We start from the raw sequence: 14,312 nt of genomic DNA on the forward strand, positions 1-14,312 counted from the left end.
GAGTTCCTGGACGAGGTCGGCGATGGCTTCCCCTATTTTCGTCAGGCGCAAGCCTTCTGCTGACGGGTCCAGCACTACGAGGCGCGTAGCATAGCGGTCCAGGATAAGGGCGTCTTTGGAAGTCTTGGAAAAGACGCCCATTGAAACTCTCTGGGAACCTACGTTTAATGCGACGATTGGTCGTGAATTAGCCATGGGTGATTTCTGTTAAATAAGATGAAATGATAGCATTAATGGAACGTTATTCGCCGTCCGCCGGGGGGATCACAGGAGTACCGAACGGGGCGGGGACGGAACCGGAAGCCGCCTGCTGGCTGTTGGGCCTCATAATTTCCGGATAACGGTCGTACCAGAACACGGAGAAAGGCGTTTCATCCTTGTTCAGCAGGGGGTAATAAGAGGTCTCCACGATACTGGGGGACTGGATGGTCCACCATTTTTCCATCTTGCCGCGTTCGGAGGAATAAGTGGCGACAATCTTGCCGTTGTATTCCACCACTACGCCCTGGTACTTCACCCATTTTCCTCTTCCTCCTTCCACACCGGTAATGCGCTTGACGGAGGACGGGGAGAGATACACGGAAGCGTACGTGTTTTCTCCCACCGGAACATTGACGTATTTGACCTCCTTATACAGTTTCAGGTACTGGCGGGCGCGGTCCGGATTAACTACCGCGATGTAAAATTTGAACGTCAGGGCATCAATATAGCCGGATTTGGGGGTGGGAGCGGCTTCCACCTTGAAGGGAATTTCAAAATCCGCCCATTTCTTCGGTTTCGGCAGCGGCCGGGGATCGTCCTGCGTCAGGACGTTGGGGGACTGGCGCATATACAGGGACAGCTTTTCCAGGGAGACCCGCACCTGCATTCTGGGATTGCTGGTGGTCTGCGCCGATGCCGCAGGGACGAAAAGCACCGCAGCCAGCATGGCCGTGATAGTGTTAAGGATGGATTTCATAGCACAATTCGATTCCCTGATTAGTTACACCAAAAACCGAACTGTGGCTAGCAAAAATCTCTTGTTTCTTTCCATGTAGCGAGTGTGGGCATGACACGGCTCCGTCCGGCGGTTCTACCCGGGCGGTCAAGAAAAAAACATGCGGCATGGCTGCGGGCTTGACCTGGCAGAGGTGTTTCCACATGCTCGGCCCATGGCGATTGATACTGATCTGCTGAAAAAGTTTTCAGAGGCCCACGGTATTTCGGGGCATGAGGATGAAGTGCGAAGCCTGGTGGCTCAGGAACTTGAAGGATATGGAGAATTTTCTTCCGATGGTTCCGGCAGCCTGTTTTGCACCGGCGTCGGGGCCGGCCCCCGCGTGATGCTGGCCGCCCACATGGATGAAATAGGTTTCCTGGTGCAGAATATAGCGTCGAACGGTTTCCTTCAGTTGGTGGGGATAGGCGGCTGGTGGCCACATACCCTGTTAAGCCAGCGTGTCCTGGTAAAAACCCGCTCGGGCCGCGGCATCCGGGGTGTGATTGGTTCCAAGCCTCCCCATTTTCTGCCGGAAGGCCAGCGCAACAGCGTCATGAGCATGGAAGCCCTGTTTGTGGACGTGGGCGCTGAAAGCGCGGAACAGGTGAAGAATGAATTCGGTATTCACCTGGGGGATCCCGTGGTGCCGGACGTGAAATTCTCCCCGTTGGAAAATCCGTTCCGGGTCATGGGGAAAGCCTTTGACAACCGCGCCGGTCTTTCTGTGATGATAGAGGCATTCAAGAAATTATGCCGGGAAGGGCATCCCAACACCCTGATTGCCGCCGCGACGGTTCAGGAGGAGGTAGGCACGCGGGGCGCCAGGACGGCCGGCGTCGCCATGCAACCGGATTGCGTGATTGTTCTGGAAGGGCCGCCGGCAGACGACACCCCCGGGTTTGCCGTGACGGATTCCCAAGGGGCCTTGGGTGGAGGCGTGCAAATCAGGCTGTTTGACCCCACGGCCATCACCAATCCCCGGCTGGCCGCCCTGGCCGAAAAAACGGCTTTGGATGCGGGCATCCCATTCCAGTTGACGGTGCGCCGTTCCGGCGGAACGGACGCGGCAGCCCTGCATCTCTCCGGAAAGGGAGTTCCCACTATTGTGCTGGGAATTCCCACCCGGTACATTCATGCCCATAACGGCGTGCTGGATCTGCGGGACTACCGCGCCGCGGTGGAATTGACGGTGGCTCTGGCCCGTTCCCTGGACCAGGAGGCCGTGGAAGCCCTTACCCATTACCTGCCCTGAAAGAAACGCTCATGAATCCGACCGTTTACGTACATGATCTGGACCCTGTCATCTGGCAGATAACGGACTCAATTGCCCTGCGCTGGTATGGCCTGGCCTATTTAATGGGCTTCATCGGCGGGTATTATCTGCTTTCCTGGCTTTCCCGCCGGAAGCTGTATCCTGTCCCTCAGGACAGAATGGCGGATTTTGTTACTTATGTGGCTATTTTTGGTGTTCTGATCGGTGGAAGGCTGGGATATGTGCTCTTTTACCAGATTCCCAATCACGGCTGGTCCCAGTTTCTGGCGGATCCGCTCATGGTACTGAGGGTGTGGGAAGGGGGCATGGCCAGCCACGGGGGAATGATTGGAGTGGGGCTGTACACATTTTATTATGCGTGGAAGCACCGCGTCAAGTGGGTGGCGCTTCTGGACGGCCTGGCCATTGTAGCTCCCGTTGGGCTGTTTTTCGGGCGCATGGCCAATTTTATCAACGGGGAACTGTATGGGCGCATTGTCCCGCCCGGCTCTTCCCAGGGAATGATTTTTCCGGCGGAGCTTTCCCAGGATCCGGACTTGTTCGTGCGGGTGGCCTCCCGTATTTATGAAACGCCCGGATTGCTGGACAAACTGTCCCTTTCCGGCATAGCTGTGCCGGAACGAATGACTGCCGCCTGGGTGACCGACCGGGTGAGGGATACACCCGCCATCAGGGAAATCGTGGGGCAGATGATGCAGGATCATGCACGCTACCCCTCCCAGCTGTATGAAGCGTTTGCGGAAGGTGTGCTTCTCTTTGCCGTGCTGTGGTTTGTACGGGTAAGGTTTCCTCGTGCGTGGAACGGTTTGTTCTGCGGTATTTTTGCCGTTCTTTATGCTGCGGGCAGAATTATTTGCGAAGAGTACCGGGAGCCGGATTCCCCCTTCTCCATGGGATTGACCCGCGGGCAGTTCCTCTCCGTTTTCCTCGTGCTGGTGGGCGCCGCTTTTTTTGTATATGCCTTCAAGACCAGGCAGACGGTTCAGGAATGCGCTTTCTATGAACCTGAAAAGAAAGACGGGAAAGAATCGTCCGGAAAGGCCGTTTAAAACGGGTCCAGGTCAAATTCCCCTGTTTTGGGAATACTGCTGGCGGGACCAGCTTTGAAAATATCTGCAATGCAGCTGGAAAAAAGCCGCAAATTCCGTTGGTCGAAGGCAAAACGTTCAAATTCCTTGACGGAAAACAGGGTGATGGGGTCCGTGTTGTAAGCTTTGAATTCCATGATGCCGGCGTCCGTATTCGTATTTGACAGGCGTCCCTCAATGCCTACGTCCCCGCTCATGAAGCGCCCCAGGATCAGGGAGGTTCCCGGAAGGGGGGAGACCAGGGAAACAAGATCGGACATGATGTTGCCGCCCACGTCCGTAGGCTTCAGCTTGACTATGGCGAGGCGGAGAGTTACGGATCCCGGAACGGGGCGGTCAACCAACTGCCATTTCATCCTCCCGCCTGTCTGTTTGGATTTGTTTTCCAGCACGTTGCGGATGTCTTTTTGCAGCCCGGCCCTGAATTGTGCCGCCAGCGCCGGGGATTCCTTGGGGAATCTGGCTTTGATGTAGTCAATATTGACGGGGGCTACATATACTTTTAGCCTTGGGGAATTCCAGACGGCCTGTTCCGAGGGATTATACCAGACGCCTCCAAAACAACTCTGCCTGGAGTCCGTGTGAAGGGGATGGGTAATCAAAGAGGAAACGGGCATTGTCCGGGAACTGGAACAGGAAAAAACCAAACCTGTTCCCAGCGCCAGGAATAGCCGTGGAATAGCGCCGTGCATGCAGGATAAGACGGCATCCGCCCGGGTGGTGTTCGAGTCATGACCCGATTGGCTCCGGGAGTTTTTTCCGGAGGGGGTGTCTCCGGAAATTCCGGGGCGGTTCCGTGCTTCCTTCAACGGTATGCATGATGAACGGACGGGTAGCGGGACGGCAGGAAATGGACAATCGCATAAGAATAGGCCGGAGCGGGGAAACGGCACGGTCAGAAGAACTCCGGACGACAAGGAGACGCGCAAGGTTGCCCCGTGTCCGGATGCATGATTGACAAGCCGGAAAAGCGGGGCATGCTGTTGATATGAGATACGAGCCGCTTCCTTCTTCCTTTTTTGCCGGCAACCGTGAAGAACTTGCTTCCCGCCTGCCTGCCGGCAGTATGCTGATTCTGCACGCCAACGACGTATTTCCTACGAATGCGGACGGCACTTTTGCCCTGCATCAGAATGCCAACCTCTTTTATCTTACGGGAGTTGACCAGGAAGAAACCGTCCTGGTCATGACCATCCGGGAGGGCGGCTGGGATGAGATTCTGCTGTTGCGTGAGACAAATGAACAGATTGCCATCTGGGAAGGTGCCCGGCTCTCGCAGGAACAGGCGAGAGAGCTGAGCGGCATCCAGGACGTGCGCTGGACCGATGAATATGATGCGTTGCTGGAGGTCCTGGTGCCGTCCGCATCCATGGTCTTTGTGGAAGCCAACCAGCATCCGCGATGCACATGCCCGGTGGAAACGCGCAATGCCCGCATGACCAAGGAGCTGAAGGAAAAATTCCCGGACGCTGTTTTGAAGAATGTCTATGAAATCATGGCGGATATGCGGCAAATCAAAAAGCCGGAAGAAATCAAGGCTCTCAAAAAAGCCTGCGACATCACCAATGAAGGCTTCCGGGAATTGCTCCGATTCATCAGGCCGGGGGTGGGCGAATGGCAGATTGAGGGATTCCTGGCCAACGAATTCATCAGCCGCGGTCCGCGCAAATTCTCCTTCCTGCCCATCATCGCTTCCGGAAAGGATACCTGCGTGCTGCATTATATCCAAAACGACAAACGGTGCGAAGACGGCGATCTGGTGCTTATGGATATAGGCACGGAATACGGGAATTACAACTCCGACATGACCCGCACCGTTCCCGTGAACGGAAAATTCACCCCCCGCCAGCGCGCTGTGTATGAAAGCGTGCTGAATATGATGACCTACGCCAAAAAGATTCTGAAACCCGGAATCCTGAAATCGGAGTACGAACGCCTGGTGCGCGTTTTTGCCGCCGGGGAACTCGTCAAGCTGGGGCTCATCACACCCGCACAGGTGGCGGAAAAACCGTCCGATCCTCCCATTGTCCGGAAATATTACATGCACGGGTGTTCCCACTTCCTGGGGCTGGATGTGCACGATGTAGGCGAAGCCAACCCCGTTGTGTTGCCGGGTATGGTTTTCACCGTGGAACCGGGCATCTATATTGCGGAAGAAGGCATAGGCATCCGTTTGGAAAACGATGTCCTGATCGGGGAAACAGAAAATATCGACCTACTGGGAGACGTGCCTCTGCTGCCTGATGACATTGAACGGCTCATGGCCCGGTAAAATGGGCCGGATTCGGTTCTAAACTTGACAATGAGGCCCGGGTGGGTTTTCATTCCCGTCCCATCATGTCGAAGAAACTCAAAATAGCTCTTCCCAAAGGCAGTTTGCAGGATTCCACCGTGGAATTGTTCCGCAAGGCCGGCTACAATGTTTATGTGTCCAGCCGCGGATACCGCCCGGCCTGCGACGACGACGATCTGGAGCTCTTCCTGATCCGTGCCCAGGAAATAGGCCGTTATGTCAATGACGGTTTCATCGACTGCGGCATTACCGGGCGCGACTGGATTTATGAAAACAGGGCGGACGTGGAAGTGCTGACGGATCTTCAATACTCCAAGGCTACCTCCAAGCCTACCCGCTGGGTGCTGGTAGTCCCGGAAAATTCCCCCATTACCTGTGCGGAAGACCTTCAGGGCAAGCGCATCGCCACGGAAGGCGTGGGCATCACGGAACGCTGGCTTCAGGAAAAGGGTATTGAAGCCCACGTGGAATTCTCCTGGGGAGCTACGGAAGTGAAGGTGCCGGAACTGGTGGACGCCATCGTGGACATCACGGAAACGGGAAGCTCCATCAAGGCCAACAAGCTCCGCATCGTGGACACCCTGATGACCTCCTATCCCCAGTTTATCGCGAACCGGGAAACCATGCAGGACGAGTGGAAGAAACAGAAGCTGGAACGCCTGGTCATGATGCTCAAGGGCGCTCTGGAAGCGCGCCGGAAAGTGGGCCTGAAAATGAACCTTCCTGCTGCTTCCCTGAACGGCCTGGTAGAGGCCCTTCCGTCTCTGCGCCGTCCCACTATTTCCCATTTGGCGGAAGAAGGCTGGCTGGCCGTGGAAACGGTCATTGACGAATCCGTTGTGAGGGATATCATTCCCCAGCTCAAGGCCCTGGGAGCGGAAGGCATCATTGAATACCCGCTTAACAAGCTGGTTTACTAGATTTTTTTCTCACCACAGTAAAACAACAAACGAACCACAATCATGGGATCGCTCAAAAAACGCCGTAAAGCAAAAATCAACAAGCATAAGCGCAGCAAGCGCATGCGTCAGAACCGTCACAAGAAGCGTTTGCGTTACAAGTCCTAAGGTTTGTGCGCTTCGCTGCTCAAACTGGCAGTCTGTCCGATTTCCGGAAAATTCCGGCGTCCTCCTTATCACGGAAGGACGCCGTTTTTTATGTATTTGAATGAGCCAAAAAATATTAATTTGATTTCATGTTGAAATAGATATTGATGTTTTCTTTTTTTTCAATAGATTAGGAAGTAAGTTATGAGGCGTGTGTTTATTTTGATAATCTCTATATTACTGTTTTTTCAGGGAAATGTCTTGGCTGCTGATCAGCCAAGATGCCGTGTAGAAAGAAGATATCTTGCCTTCTTTACTCCTTGGGGTAAAGAGCCTCCTACTCCGCCTGACATTGTTGAGGAGGCATTGGGTGATATGGTGGAATCTATTCTTACTGAAGCTCTAGGCGCAGAAACAGGGATAGTGGATATGGATCATCTAGTAGGGGCCTCCATGAAACATACTTATCATGTTCATCTATGGTATGCCTACAGATTTGTTCATAATCATAAATTTAAAACTCCATGGAAAACGGGGATGAAAACACATTTAGCTGATGGGATGAAGGATTTTTTTGATCCGAATATTGAAGGGAAAAAAAGTGCTCAAAGTGCCGTGTCTACAGCAAAAAGAGATCTTCTTAAGAAATTTGAAAAGGAACTTAAAGAAGAATGTGAAAAACATCATTGATAAAATATTATGAAAAAAATTATATTAATAAACCTCATTTTACTTTCTACAGGGTTTCTTTATGCACATGAAAAGGATATGATGAATAAAGTTCCTAGGGATAGCAAAGTCAATTTGGAAAAGAATGACTCTTCTTCCCCTGTCGTTGTAGAAGGTGTAAAAAACCGTGGAGAACTGGATAGCTGGATTGAAAATTATGTGGAAACAAATTATCCTGGTTATAATATAGGTGACAGGGAAGTGGATCTTTCCAGTAAGAAATCAATCATTGAAACTGTGTATTTAAAAAACGAACAGGGAAATGTAATAGAAGTGTGTTTTGATATTACGGATTATCGAAAGAAATTTAACGAGCTTCATAAAAAAGAAATTATTAAAATTTCTAGAGATCTCCGGAAACAAAAAGAACGTGTAAAAGAAGATAAGGAACCAGGAAGTTCTTATGATTTTCCCATTGAATTGAAAGATGCTAAAACTGAGAAGGAAGTTTTGGAAGCACAGAAGAATTATTTGGAGAAAAATTTTCCTGGTTATCAAGTAATTTCAAGAGCAACATGGGTATTTGGGAAAAAGTTTATTGATCGAGTCCGGTTGGAAAAAGAGGATGATACTAGAGTTTTGATGTTTGATGTATCGGCTCATATTAATGAATACAGAAAGACCCATGAGATTAATTTGAAAGAAATCGCTCCTGGTATGATTAGTGTGCAAAAATGAATTTTAATAGTAAGAAATTATTTTAGAGAAGTATTTGTTGCGCCAATGCTTGATTTTTATTTTTGTGTATATGAGATAGGATTAATGAGTAAATTTTAGAAGTTTTTTGCCTATAGAATATTTATTAAAATATAAATTAACTGATTAATTATAAATAGAATATAATAAATTAAATGTTCCATATTTTAAATTGAGATGCATAATTGTTATTTTTAACGTTTCTGTGTTTAAATTTCTGTTCTTTTCTCTGTATTTTTTATCAGTGGTTGCTGCTGAAAATTTATCCTATCAGCGTCTGGCATGGCAGATGGAGGGAGGGGATGTACGGAGTATTGCCGGACTGTGTCGCCAATATGTACAAAAGAAGTTGGAGGCGGAAAAAACGTTTTCCGTGGAATCCCTGTTGAAGGATCGGGAGCTGGCGCAGGCTTGCTATATGGCCCATTTCTTTGCGTTGGTGGGGAAGGATAGGACTTACATCCTTCATGAATTGAAGGACAAGGAGTATGTTCTGTGGCTGTTGAATCATCCGGAAGTGTTTGAGAAGTTGTCATTTGCCAAGGCTTCGGGAAAGGATACTCTGGCAGTCCTGCGCAACATTTGGCTGAAGGAAGGGAAGGAACTTTCCGGGGTTGGCCTTAACATGGCATTGGGGGCGGCGTTGGTTTCTTCATCTCGGGAGCCGGAGGCATGCGAAGCGCGGTATGATTTTTACAAAAAGTCTTTTATGGAGAAAAAACTGTTTCCGCAGTTCCTTACGTTGGAGCCGTGGGAATTCGGAATTCTTTTCCGGGGGCGGGAAAGTATTGAGGAACTTGCCTGGGCGCAGGATTATCTAGCCGACAAAAAGAAGATCCAGGCGGGGAACGCCGGGTATGCCTGTTGCGGATTGATTCCATACCGGATGAAGAATAAACAGGGAATCAGTGTGCATGTGGGTGGAGCGTTTTACGATCACAAACCGGTTTCCTTACAGATTTACGTGGAATATGGAGGCGTGTGCGGCGCCGTTTCCAAAGGGGCAGCCGGTTTTGTGAAAGCGAAGGGAATTCCTTCCTATACGATTGGCCAGCCAGGGCATTGCGCCTTTGTGTGGAAAGGGATAGACGGAGAATGGAAGATAGGAAATAACATTTATGGATGGGTGTGGTCGGAGGGCGGTTCTGGAGGGCCTTGGAAGGGAGCCGTTTCCACGATTACAGAGCTTCCCCGTTTTTGGAAGAAGAATGCCGCTGCATCCAATCTCTGTTATTATTTATCCCTGCTGGCTGCCGATCCACAGAAGGCGGGCACATTACTGAAAGAAGCGTTGAAACGGAATGCTTCCAATTATCCTGCGTGGCAGGCTTTGACGAAGAGAAATGCAAAGCGGTCCGAGAAAGAAAAACTGGTTTTGCTAGAACAGTTCAAGGAAGCTTTCTCCGGAAATCCCACCATGTGGGAATACTTTCTGAAAAAAGAACTGGGGCTTGATTGGAAAAAAGCGAATGGTTATGCCGTTTATCCCGGATTGCTGGCTGAAAATGAATCGTGGGATTCCGTGGATGCCTACATGCGTAATTTTTGCGCTTTAGCCCGGAGGGATATTCCCGACATGGCCGGAAAGTTGTCTTATGAAGTGAAAACCAAGAGAATCTTTTTCAAAAACTGGCTGAAATTTTACCAGCAGAATAAAGTAGATCGGAAGGTGAGAGTTCAGACCTGTGCCGTCTTGGAAAAGGCATTGCCCCCGTTGTTGACCCACGAAAAAACGGCTCTTCAATTTCTCGGATTTTATGGTCAGATACTTGACTTGTGGAAAGACAAACAGCTGTCTGCGCGGGCCGATGCTTGCTTGACTGCATGGTTGAAGGAGGCAGACAAGGCGCCTGTACGCAAAAAGGTGGCAGAAATAGGGCTGAAAGTAGCCACTCATTTAGAAGACAAAAGGGCGCTTGTCCGTTATGCGGAGGCTCAGGAAGAACATTGAACAGGGTTGTCTGAAGATCAAGGATGTTGTTGTAATACAGAAGATGGAGAATCGGCTCAAGTATTTAATAATGATTTCCAGAAAGGAAAATTTGCGCAACAAGCAAACCTTCTATTTAAAGGCGTTTCAGTGTTATATTCCATTATGTCGATTTGTTAGCAGATGTTTCAATCGATACCTGTGATAGTTGCCGTATCCTCTTTTCTTCCCGGAATCTTTTCAGGGGAATGGTGATGGTAAAAACAGTTTCCCGGTGGGGGATGCTGGAGACGGTGATGGCGCCGTCGTGCGCTTCCACGGCGCGTTTCACGATGGAAAGGCCCAGGCCCGTTCCCCTGATTTCCGAGGAGTGGTGGGTTTCCACCCGGTAAAAGCGGTTGAAAAGGAAGGGGATGCTTTCCGCAGGAATGCCCACGCCCGTATCCGTGACGGTGATGACGCAGGCGTCCTGTGTTTTGGCGGCGGCCACAGTAATGGAAAGTCCCGGCTCCGTGTTTTGCTTGAGGGCGTTTTCCACCAAATTGAACAGAATTTGCGTCCAGTAAAAGGGGTCTCCATAAAGTTCCCAATCCGTGGGAATGTCCATGTGCAGGACGGCCTGTTTTTTCTCCCGGATGGAATCCAGACGGGAGAAGACGTCGTCCGCGCAGGAGGTGAGGCGGAACCACTGCTCCTTCAGAATCGCCTTGTGGCCTGATTCGAGTTTGGAGATCATGAGCATGTCTTCAATAATGTTCATCAGCCTCTGGCTGTTCTGGTGCATGACTCCGATGAATTTGCGGGCCAGTCCGGGACTTTCCTCCACCAGATCGTCCTCCATCAGGTTTTCCAGATATCCCACGATGATGGTGAGGGGCGTACGCAGCTCGTGGGAGGCGTTTGCCACGAAGTCCCGGCGCATCTGGTTGGTGAGGTAGTTCTGCGTGATGTTGCGCAGCAGGATGCGCTTTTCTCTGATTGGGGCGTCCGTGATGGCGCTGTCCAGATGCCACGCCGTGATGCCGTTTTGCACGCCGCCGGGGGAATTGGCGGCGCTCAGCGTGAATTCCTTGGTGACGGGGCCGTCCGTATCGAATGCTTCCTGAACATGCCCCAGCAATTCCTGGTTGCAGACCAGGGCCCCCACTTTGCGCCCTTCCAGCTTTTCTTCCTGAAAGAGTTCTTTGGCCAGCGTATTAGCCAGCACGATGTGTCCGGATGGACCGATGAGCAGGAAGGCCTCTCCCAGAGCTTCCAGGAAGCGCCGTTTGTCCGCGATGGCCTGTTCCTGCGCTTCTTCCCCGCGCTTCAGCAGGCGCTGAGCGTCCCGCAAGGCTTTTTTCCGGGCTTTCATGGCGGACCGGCATACCTGGACCAGATGCCAGTTCAGGTACAGGGAGGCCAGAATAAGGATGGTTAGGATGTAGTCGATGGCCGACATGGAACCGGAGTGTTAAGCCTTTTCCTCCGGGATGCGGCGTCCCGGCAGGGTAAAGCGGTAGCCGATGCTGCGGACGGTTTCAATGCAGTCCGCATAGGGAGCCAGTTTCTGGCGCAGCCGCTTCATGTGCGTGTCCAGCGTACGGCTCTGGGCCTGGTGGCTGTACCCCCATACGCAACTGAGCAGGTCGTTGCGGTTCAGGGTCTGGCCTTCCCGTTCAACCATATGGATCATGAGCTTGAATTCCGTGGCCGTCAGATCTACTTCCTCCTTGTCGATATAGAATTTGAGGGCGTTTTTGTCAAAAGTGAAGGGGCCGTATTCCGCAATGACGCTGCCCGGCGTGTGCTCACACCGTTTCAGCACGCTGGCCACGCGCAGGACAAGTTCCTTGGGGCTGAACGGTTTGGTCACATAGTCGTCCGCTCCCAGTTCCAACCCCTGGATGCGGTCTTCCGCCTGGGCCTTGGCTGTCAGGAAGATGACGGGAATGTTCTGGGTGCGGCTGTCCCGGCGCAGTTCTCTCAGTACGCCGTGTCCGTCCATGCCCGGCATCATCTGGTCCAGCAGGATCAGTTCCGGCTTGTCCCGGCGCGCCACTTCCAGCGCGGTCAGGCCGTCATAGGCCGCCAGGGGCGTATGGCCCGCACGTTCCAGATTATAAGCCACAAGATCTGAAATGGCGTGGTCGTCTTCAGCGATAAGAATGGTTGCCATGTCTGTTTTTTACGATGAAAGAAAGGGCGGTGTCCCGATATTAGATGTGACGATTCGTTCACATTTCCCCGCCCGGGAGGCGGTTCCGGACAGTTAAAGCCTCTTCTTATGCAAACATACTGTAACGGAAGCGTTTCCGTTTTGCAAGGCTGGCCCAGATTCAACTTCTCTTCCCTGCGTCATGTGATACACTTGCCCCGCAACAGTTGTATTGTTATGCGAAGCGATAGAGTTAAAGCAGGGTTCGAGCGTGCGCCGCACCGCAGTTTGATGCGTGCCACCGGAATGACGGATGAGGATTTAAGCCGTCCTTTCATTGCTATTTGCAATTCTTTTAATGAAGTGATTCCGGGCCATGTCCACCTGAACAGGGTGGCCGCCCTCATTAAGGAGGAGGTACGCAAGGCCGGAGGAACTCCCGTGGAATTCAACCTTCCCGGCGTTTGTGACGGCATTGCCATGGGCCACGGCGGCATGAAGTTTTCCCTGGCCAGCCGTGAGCTGATCGCGGACAGCGTAGAGACGATGCTGAGCGCCCACGCGTTTGATGCCATGATCTGCATCCCTAATTGCGACAAGATTGTTCCCGGCATGATTATGGGCGCCCTGCGCTGCAATATTCCCACTATTTTCTGCAGCGGCGGTCCGATGGCCGCCGGCATGGCGGAGGACGGCACGGTGCTGGACCTGAACAGCGTGTTTGAGGCTGTCGCCCGCTTTAAGGCAGGCAAGATTAATGAGGCGGAACTTCATTCCCTGGAATGCCGCGCCTGCCCCGGCGCCGGTTCCTGCTCCGGCATGTTTACGGCCAATTCCATGAATTGCCTGAGCGAGGTGATCGGCCTGGCCCTTCCCGGCAACGGTTCCCTGCTGGCTACTTCAGAGGAACGAAAGGAGTTCTGGAAGCAGACTGCCCGCCGCGCCGTGGAGATGGCGAAGGCGGACGGCCCCCTGCCGCGAGACATCGTAACCCGTGACGCCATCGACAATGCTTTCACAATTGATATGGCCATGGGCGGCAGTTCCAATACCGTGCTCCATACGCTGGCCATTGCCCGGGAAGCCGGCGTGGAATATGACCTCCAGCGCATCAACGATATTTCCAGACGAACCCCCAACATCTGCAAGGTGGCTCCTTCCTCCCGCTTCCACATGCAGGATGTTTTGCGTGCAGGCGGGGTGAGTGCCATCATTCATGAAATTGCCAGAATTCCCGGAGCCCTTCATCTGGACGCCATGACCGTCAGCGGGAAAACGCTGGGTGAAACAGTGGAGGGATGCGGCATTGCGGATGAAACTGTGATTCATCCGTTGGAAAATGCCTATTCCCGTGATGGCGGCCTGGCGATTCTGTTCGGCAATTTGGCCGAGGAGGGCGCTGTGGTGAAAAAGGCGGGTGTGCATCCGGATATGATGAGTTTCCGCGGGCCCGCCGTGATTTTCGAGTCTCAGGAAGAGGCCTGCGAAGGCATCCTTGCCGGGAAGGTGAAGTCCGGCGATGTGGTTGTCATACGCAATGAAGGACCCAAGGGTGGCCCCGGCATGCAGGAAATGCTGGCTCCCACTTCCTATATTATGGGGCAGGGCCTTGGCGCGGAAGTGGCGCTTATTACGGACGGCCGTTTTTCCGGAGCCACGCACGGAGCCTGTATTGGCCATATTTCTCCGGAAGCGGCGGAAGGCGGCCTGATCGGCCTGCTGAGAAACGGGGATATGATTGAGTATTCCATTCCGGACCGCACGCTGAATGCCTGTTTGAGCGAGGAGGAGATCGCACGCCGCCGTGCGGATTGGAAACCTACCTATAACAAGGTTTCCTCCTCCTGGCTGAGCCGTTACCGCCAGCTCGCCTCGAATGCCAGCAAGGGGGCTGTCCTCCGGCGCGGGGAATAATAGCTCGTATTATTCGACTTATCCCAACCAAATTTCAGCCGCCTTCCTCCTTAATGGGGATCGCGGCTGATCCACCTGCCGTCGCGCGGATTGAGATGACGGTAGTTGTAGTAGATGAGGCCGAGCTCGTCGTCCATGTATTCGCACGAGAAGCGGAATTTGTTCTCTTGCGCCATGTTGCCTTCCGACGTGACCAGCCCTCCGTACGGACGGTATTCGTACAGGGC

General features: G+C 52.4%; 15 protein-coding genes. 9 read left to right on the forward strand and 6 right to left on the reverse strand.

Features of this window, described 5'->3' with window-relative positions; genetic code table 11:
• Together WW58_RS13565 and WW58_RS10745 are read right to left on the reverse strand one after the other, a co-directional pair.
• Positions 1 to 195, reverse strand: a 195-nt coding sequence (locus WW58_RS13565; RefSeq protein ID WP_288143453.1) for a hypothetical protein, incomplete at its 3' end; no start/stop codon positions are given.
• A 46-nt stretch (positions 196 to 241) separates the two neighbouring features.
• The gene (locus WW58_RS10745; RefSeq protein ID WP_046437598.1) at positions 242 to 958 is read right to left on the reverse strand and encodes an Amuc_1102 family pilus-like protein; all 717 of its coding nucleotides are present in this window, start codon (positions 956 to 958) and stop codon (positions 242 to 244) included.
• 193 nt (positions 959 to 1,151) lie between these two features.
• Between WW58_RS10745 and WW58_RS10750 the strand changes: the two genes are divergently transcribed.
• Positions 1,152 to 2,231: a M42 family metallopeptidase gene (locus tag WW58_RS10750; RefSeq protein WP_046437600.1), complete on the forward strand. Its 1,080-nt coding sequence runs from the start codon at positions 1,152 to 1,154 to the stop codon at positions 2,229 to 2,231.
• Positions 2,232 to 2,242: 11 nt separating this feature from the next.
• Positions 2,243 to 3,301, forward strand: a complete 1,059-nt coding sequence (gene lgt, locus WW58_RS10755) for a prolipoprotein diacylglyceryl transferase (protein WP_022197930.1) — start codon at positions 2,243 to 2,245, stop codon at positions 3,299 to 3,301.
• Here lgt and WW58_RS10760 read toward each other — a convergent pair.
• Positions 3,298 to 3,957, reverse strand: a complete 660-nt coding sequence (locus tag WW58_RS10760) for a DUF3313 family protein (protein WP_022197931.1) — start codon at positions 3,955 to 3,957, stop codon at positions 3,298 to 3,300. The genes lgt and WW58_RS10760 overlap by 4 nt on opposite strands.
• Before the next feature lie 371 nt (positions 3,958 to 4,328).
• On the opposite strand from WW58_RS10760, the gene WW58_RS10765 reads away from it, so the two are divergent.
• The 6 genes from WW58_RS10765 (at position 4,329) to WW58_RS10785 (ending at position 10,055) form a co-directional block, all read left to right on the forward strand.
• Positions 4,329 to 5,612 carry an aminopeptidase P N-terminal domain-containing protein gene (locus WW58_RS10765; protein ID WP_046437604.1) on the forward strand — a complete coding sequence of 428 codons (1,284 nt, stop codon included), beginning with the start codon at positions 4,329 to 4,331 and terminating at the stop codon, positions 5,610 to 5,612.
• A gap of 65 nt (positions 5,613 to 5,677) precedes the next feature.
• Complete coding sequence (hisG, locus tag WW58_RS10770; RefSeq protein ID WP_022197933.1) at positions 5,678 to 6,553, forward strand: ATP phosphoribosyltransferase; 876 nt, start codon at positions 5,678 to 5,680, stop codon at positions 6,551 to 6,553.
• A gap of 42 nt (positions 6,554 to 6,595) precedes the next feature.
• Positions 6,596 to 6,700, forward strand: a complete 105-nt coding sequence (locus tag WW58_RS13570; RefSeq protein WP_012420149.1) for a hypothetical protein — start codon at positions 6,596 to 6,598, stop codon at positions 6,698 to 6,700.
• Positions 6,701 to 6,883: 183 nt separating this feature from the next.
• Positions 6,884 to 7,369, forward strand: a complete 486-nt coding sequence (locus WW58_RS10775) for a hypothetical protein (protein ID WP_046437607.1) — start codon at positions 6,884 to 6,886, stop codon at positions 7,367 to 7,369.
• Between the two features lie 9 nt (positions 7,370 to 7,378).
• Positions 7,379 to 8,086 (forward strand): hypothetical protein, encoded by a 708-nt coding sequence (locus WW58_RS10780; protein ID WP_022197934.1) that lies wholly within the window; start codon positions 7,379 to 7,381, stop codon positions 8,084 to 8,086.
• Positions 8,087 to 8,477: 391 nt separating this feature from the next.
• Positions 8,478 to 10,055, forward strand: coding sequence for a hypothetical protein (locus tag WW58_RS10785; protein WP_128153480.1), 1,578 nt, complete (start codon positions 8,478 to 8,480; stop codon positions 10,053 to 10,055).
• A gap of 142 nt (positions 10,056 to 10,197) precedes the next feature.
• On the opposite strand, the gene WW58_RS13575 is transcribed toward WW58_RS10785, so the two are convergent.
• Both WW58_RS13575 and WW58_RS10795 read right to left on the reverse strand, forming a co-directional pair.
• Positions 10,198 to 11,475, reverse strand: a complete 1,278-nt coding sequence (locus tag WW58_RS13575) for a sensor histidine kinase (protein WP_094140239.1) — start codon at positions 11,473 to 11,475, stop codon at positions 10,198 to 10,200.
• Positions 11,476 to 11,487: 12 nt separating this feature from the next.
• Positions 11,488 to 12,192, reverse strand: a complete 705-nt coding sequence (locus WW58_RS10795) for a response regulator transcription factor (RefSeq protein ID WP_012420151.1) — start codon at positions 12,190 to 12,192, stop codon at positions 11,488 to 11,490.
• A gap of 216 nt (positions 12,193 to 12,408) precedes the next feature.
• Here WW58_RS10795 and ilvD point away from each other — a divergent pair, with 216 nt between their 5' ends.
• Complete coding sequence (gene ilvD, locus WW58_RS10800) at positions 12,409 to 14,085, forward strand: dihydroxy-acid dehydratase (RefSeq protein WP_046437609.1); 1,677 nt, start codon at positions 12,409 to 12,411, stop codon at positions 14,083 to 14,085.
• Between the two features lie 50 nt (positions 14,086 to 14,135).
• On the opposite strand, the gene WW58_RS13800 is transcribed toward ilvD, so the two are convergent.
• Entirely contained in the window at positions 14,136 to 14,309 is a 174-nt protein-coding gene (locus WW58_RS13800; RefSeq protein ID WP_441294086.1) for an RHS repeat-associated core domain-containing protein, read from the reverse strand.
• Between the last annotated feature and the right edge of the window lie 3 nt (positions 14,310 to 14,312).

Origin of the sequence: Akkermansia sp. UNK.MGS-1 (assembly GCF_000980515.1) — a bacterium.
Taxonomy (GTDB): Bacteria; Verrucomicrobiota; Verrucomicrobiia; order Verrucomicrobiales; family Akkermansiaceae; genus Akkermansia; species Akkermansia muciniphila.

What these genes read in the sequence shown, in the direction of transcription:
- WW58_RS10745 (WP_046437598.1), bottom strand. Translation starts at nt 958, where the DNA reads ATGAAATCCATCCTTAACACTATCACGGCCATGCTGGCTGCGGTGCTT.
- WW58_RS10750 (WP_046437600.1), top strand. Translation starts at nt 1,152, where the DNA reads ATGGCGATTGATACTGATCTGCTGAAAAAGTTTTCAGAGGCCCACGGT.
- lgt (WP_022197930.1), top strand. Translation starts at nt 2,243, where the DNA reads ATGAATCCGACCGTTTACGTACATGATCTGGACCCTGTCATCTGGCAG.
- WW58_RS10760 (WP_022197931.1), bottom strand. Translation starts at nt 3,957, where the DNA reads ATGCCCGTTTCCTCTTTGATTACCCATCCCCTTCACACGGACTCCAGG.
- WW58_RS10765 (WP_046437604.1), top strand. Translation starts at nt 4,329, where the DNA reads ATGAGATACGAGCCGCTTCCTTCTTCCTTTTTTGCCGGCAACCGTGAA.
- hisG (WP_022197933.1), top strand. Translation starts at nt 5,678, where the DNA reads ATGTCGAAGAAACTCAAAATAGCTCTTCCCAAAGGCAGTTTGCAGGAT.
- WW58_RS13570 (WP_012420149.1), top strand. Translation starts at nt 6,596, where the DNA reads ATGGGATCGCTCAAAAAACGCCGTAAAGCAAAAATCAACAAGCATAAG.
- WW58_RS10775 (WP_046437607.1), top strand. Translation starts at nt 6,884, where the DNA reads ATGAGGCGTGTGTTTATTTTGATAATCTCTATATTACTGTTTTTTCAG.
- WW58_RS10780 (WP_022197934.1), top strand. Translation starts at nt 7,379, where the DNA reads ATGAAAAAAATTATATTAATAAACCTCATTTTACTTTCTACAGGGTTT.
- WW58_RS13575 (WP_094140239.1), bottom strand. Translation starts at nt 11,475, where the DNA reads ATGTCGGCCATCGACTACATCCTAACCATCCTTATTCTGGCCTCCCTG.
- WW58_RS10795 (WP_012420151.1), bottom strand. Translation starts at nt 12,192, where the DNA reads ATGGCAACCATTCTTATCGCTGAAGACGACCACGCCATTTCAGATCTT.
- ilvD (WP_046437609.1), top strand. Translation starts at nt 12,409, where the DNA reads ATGCGAAGCGATAGAGTTAAAGCAGGGTTCGAGCGTGCGCCGCACCGC.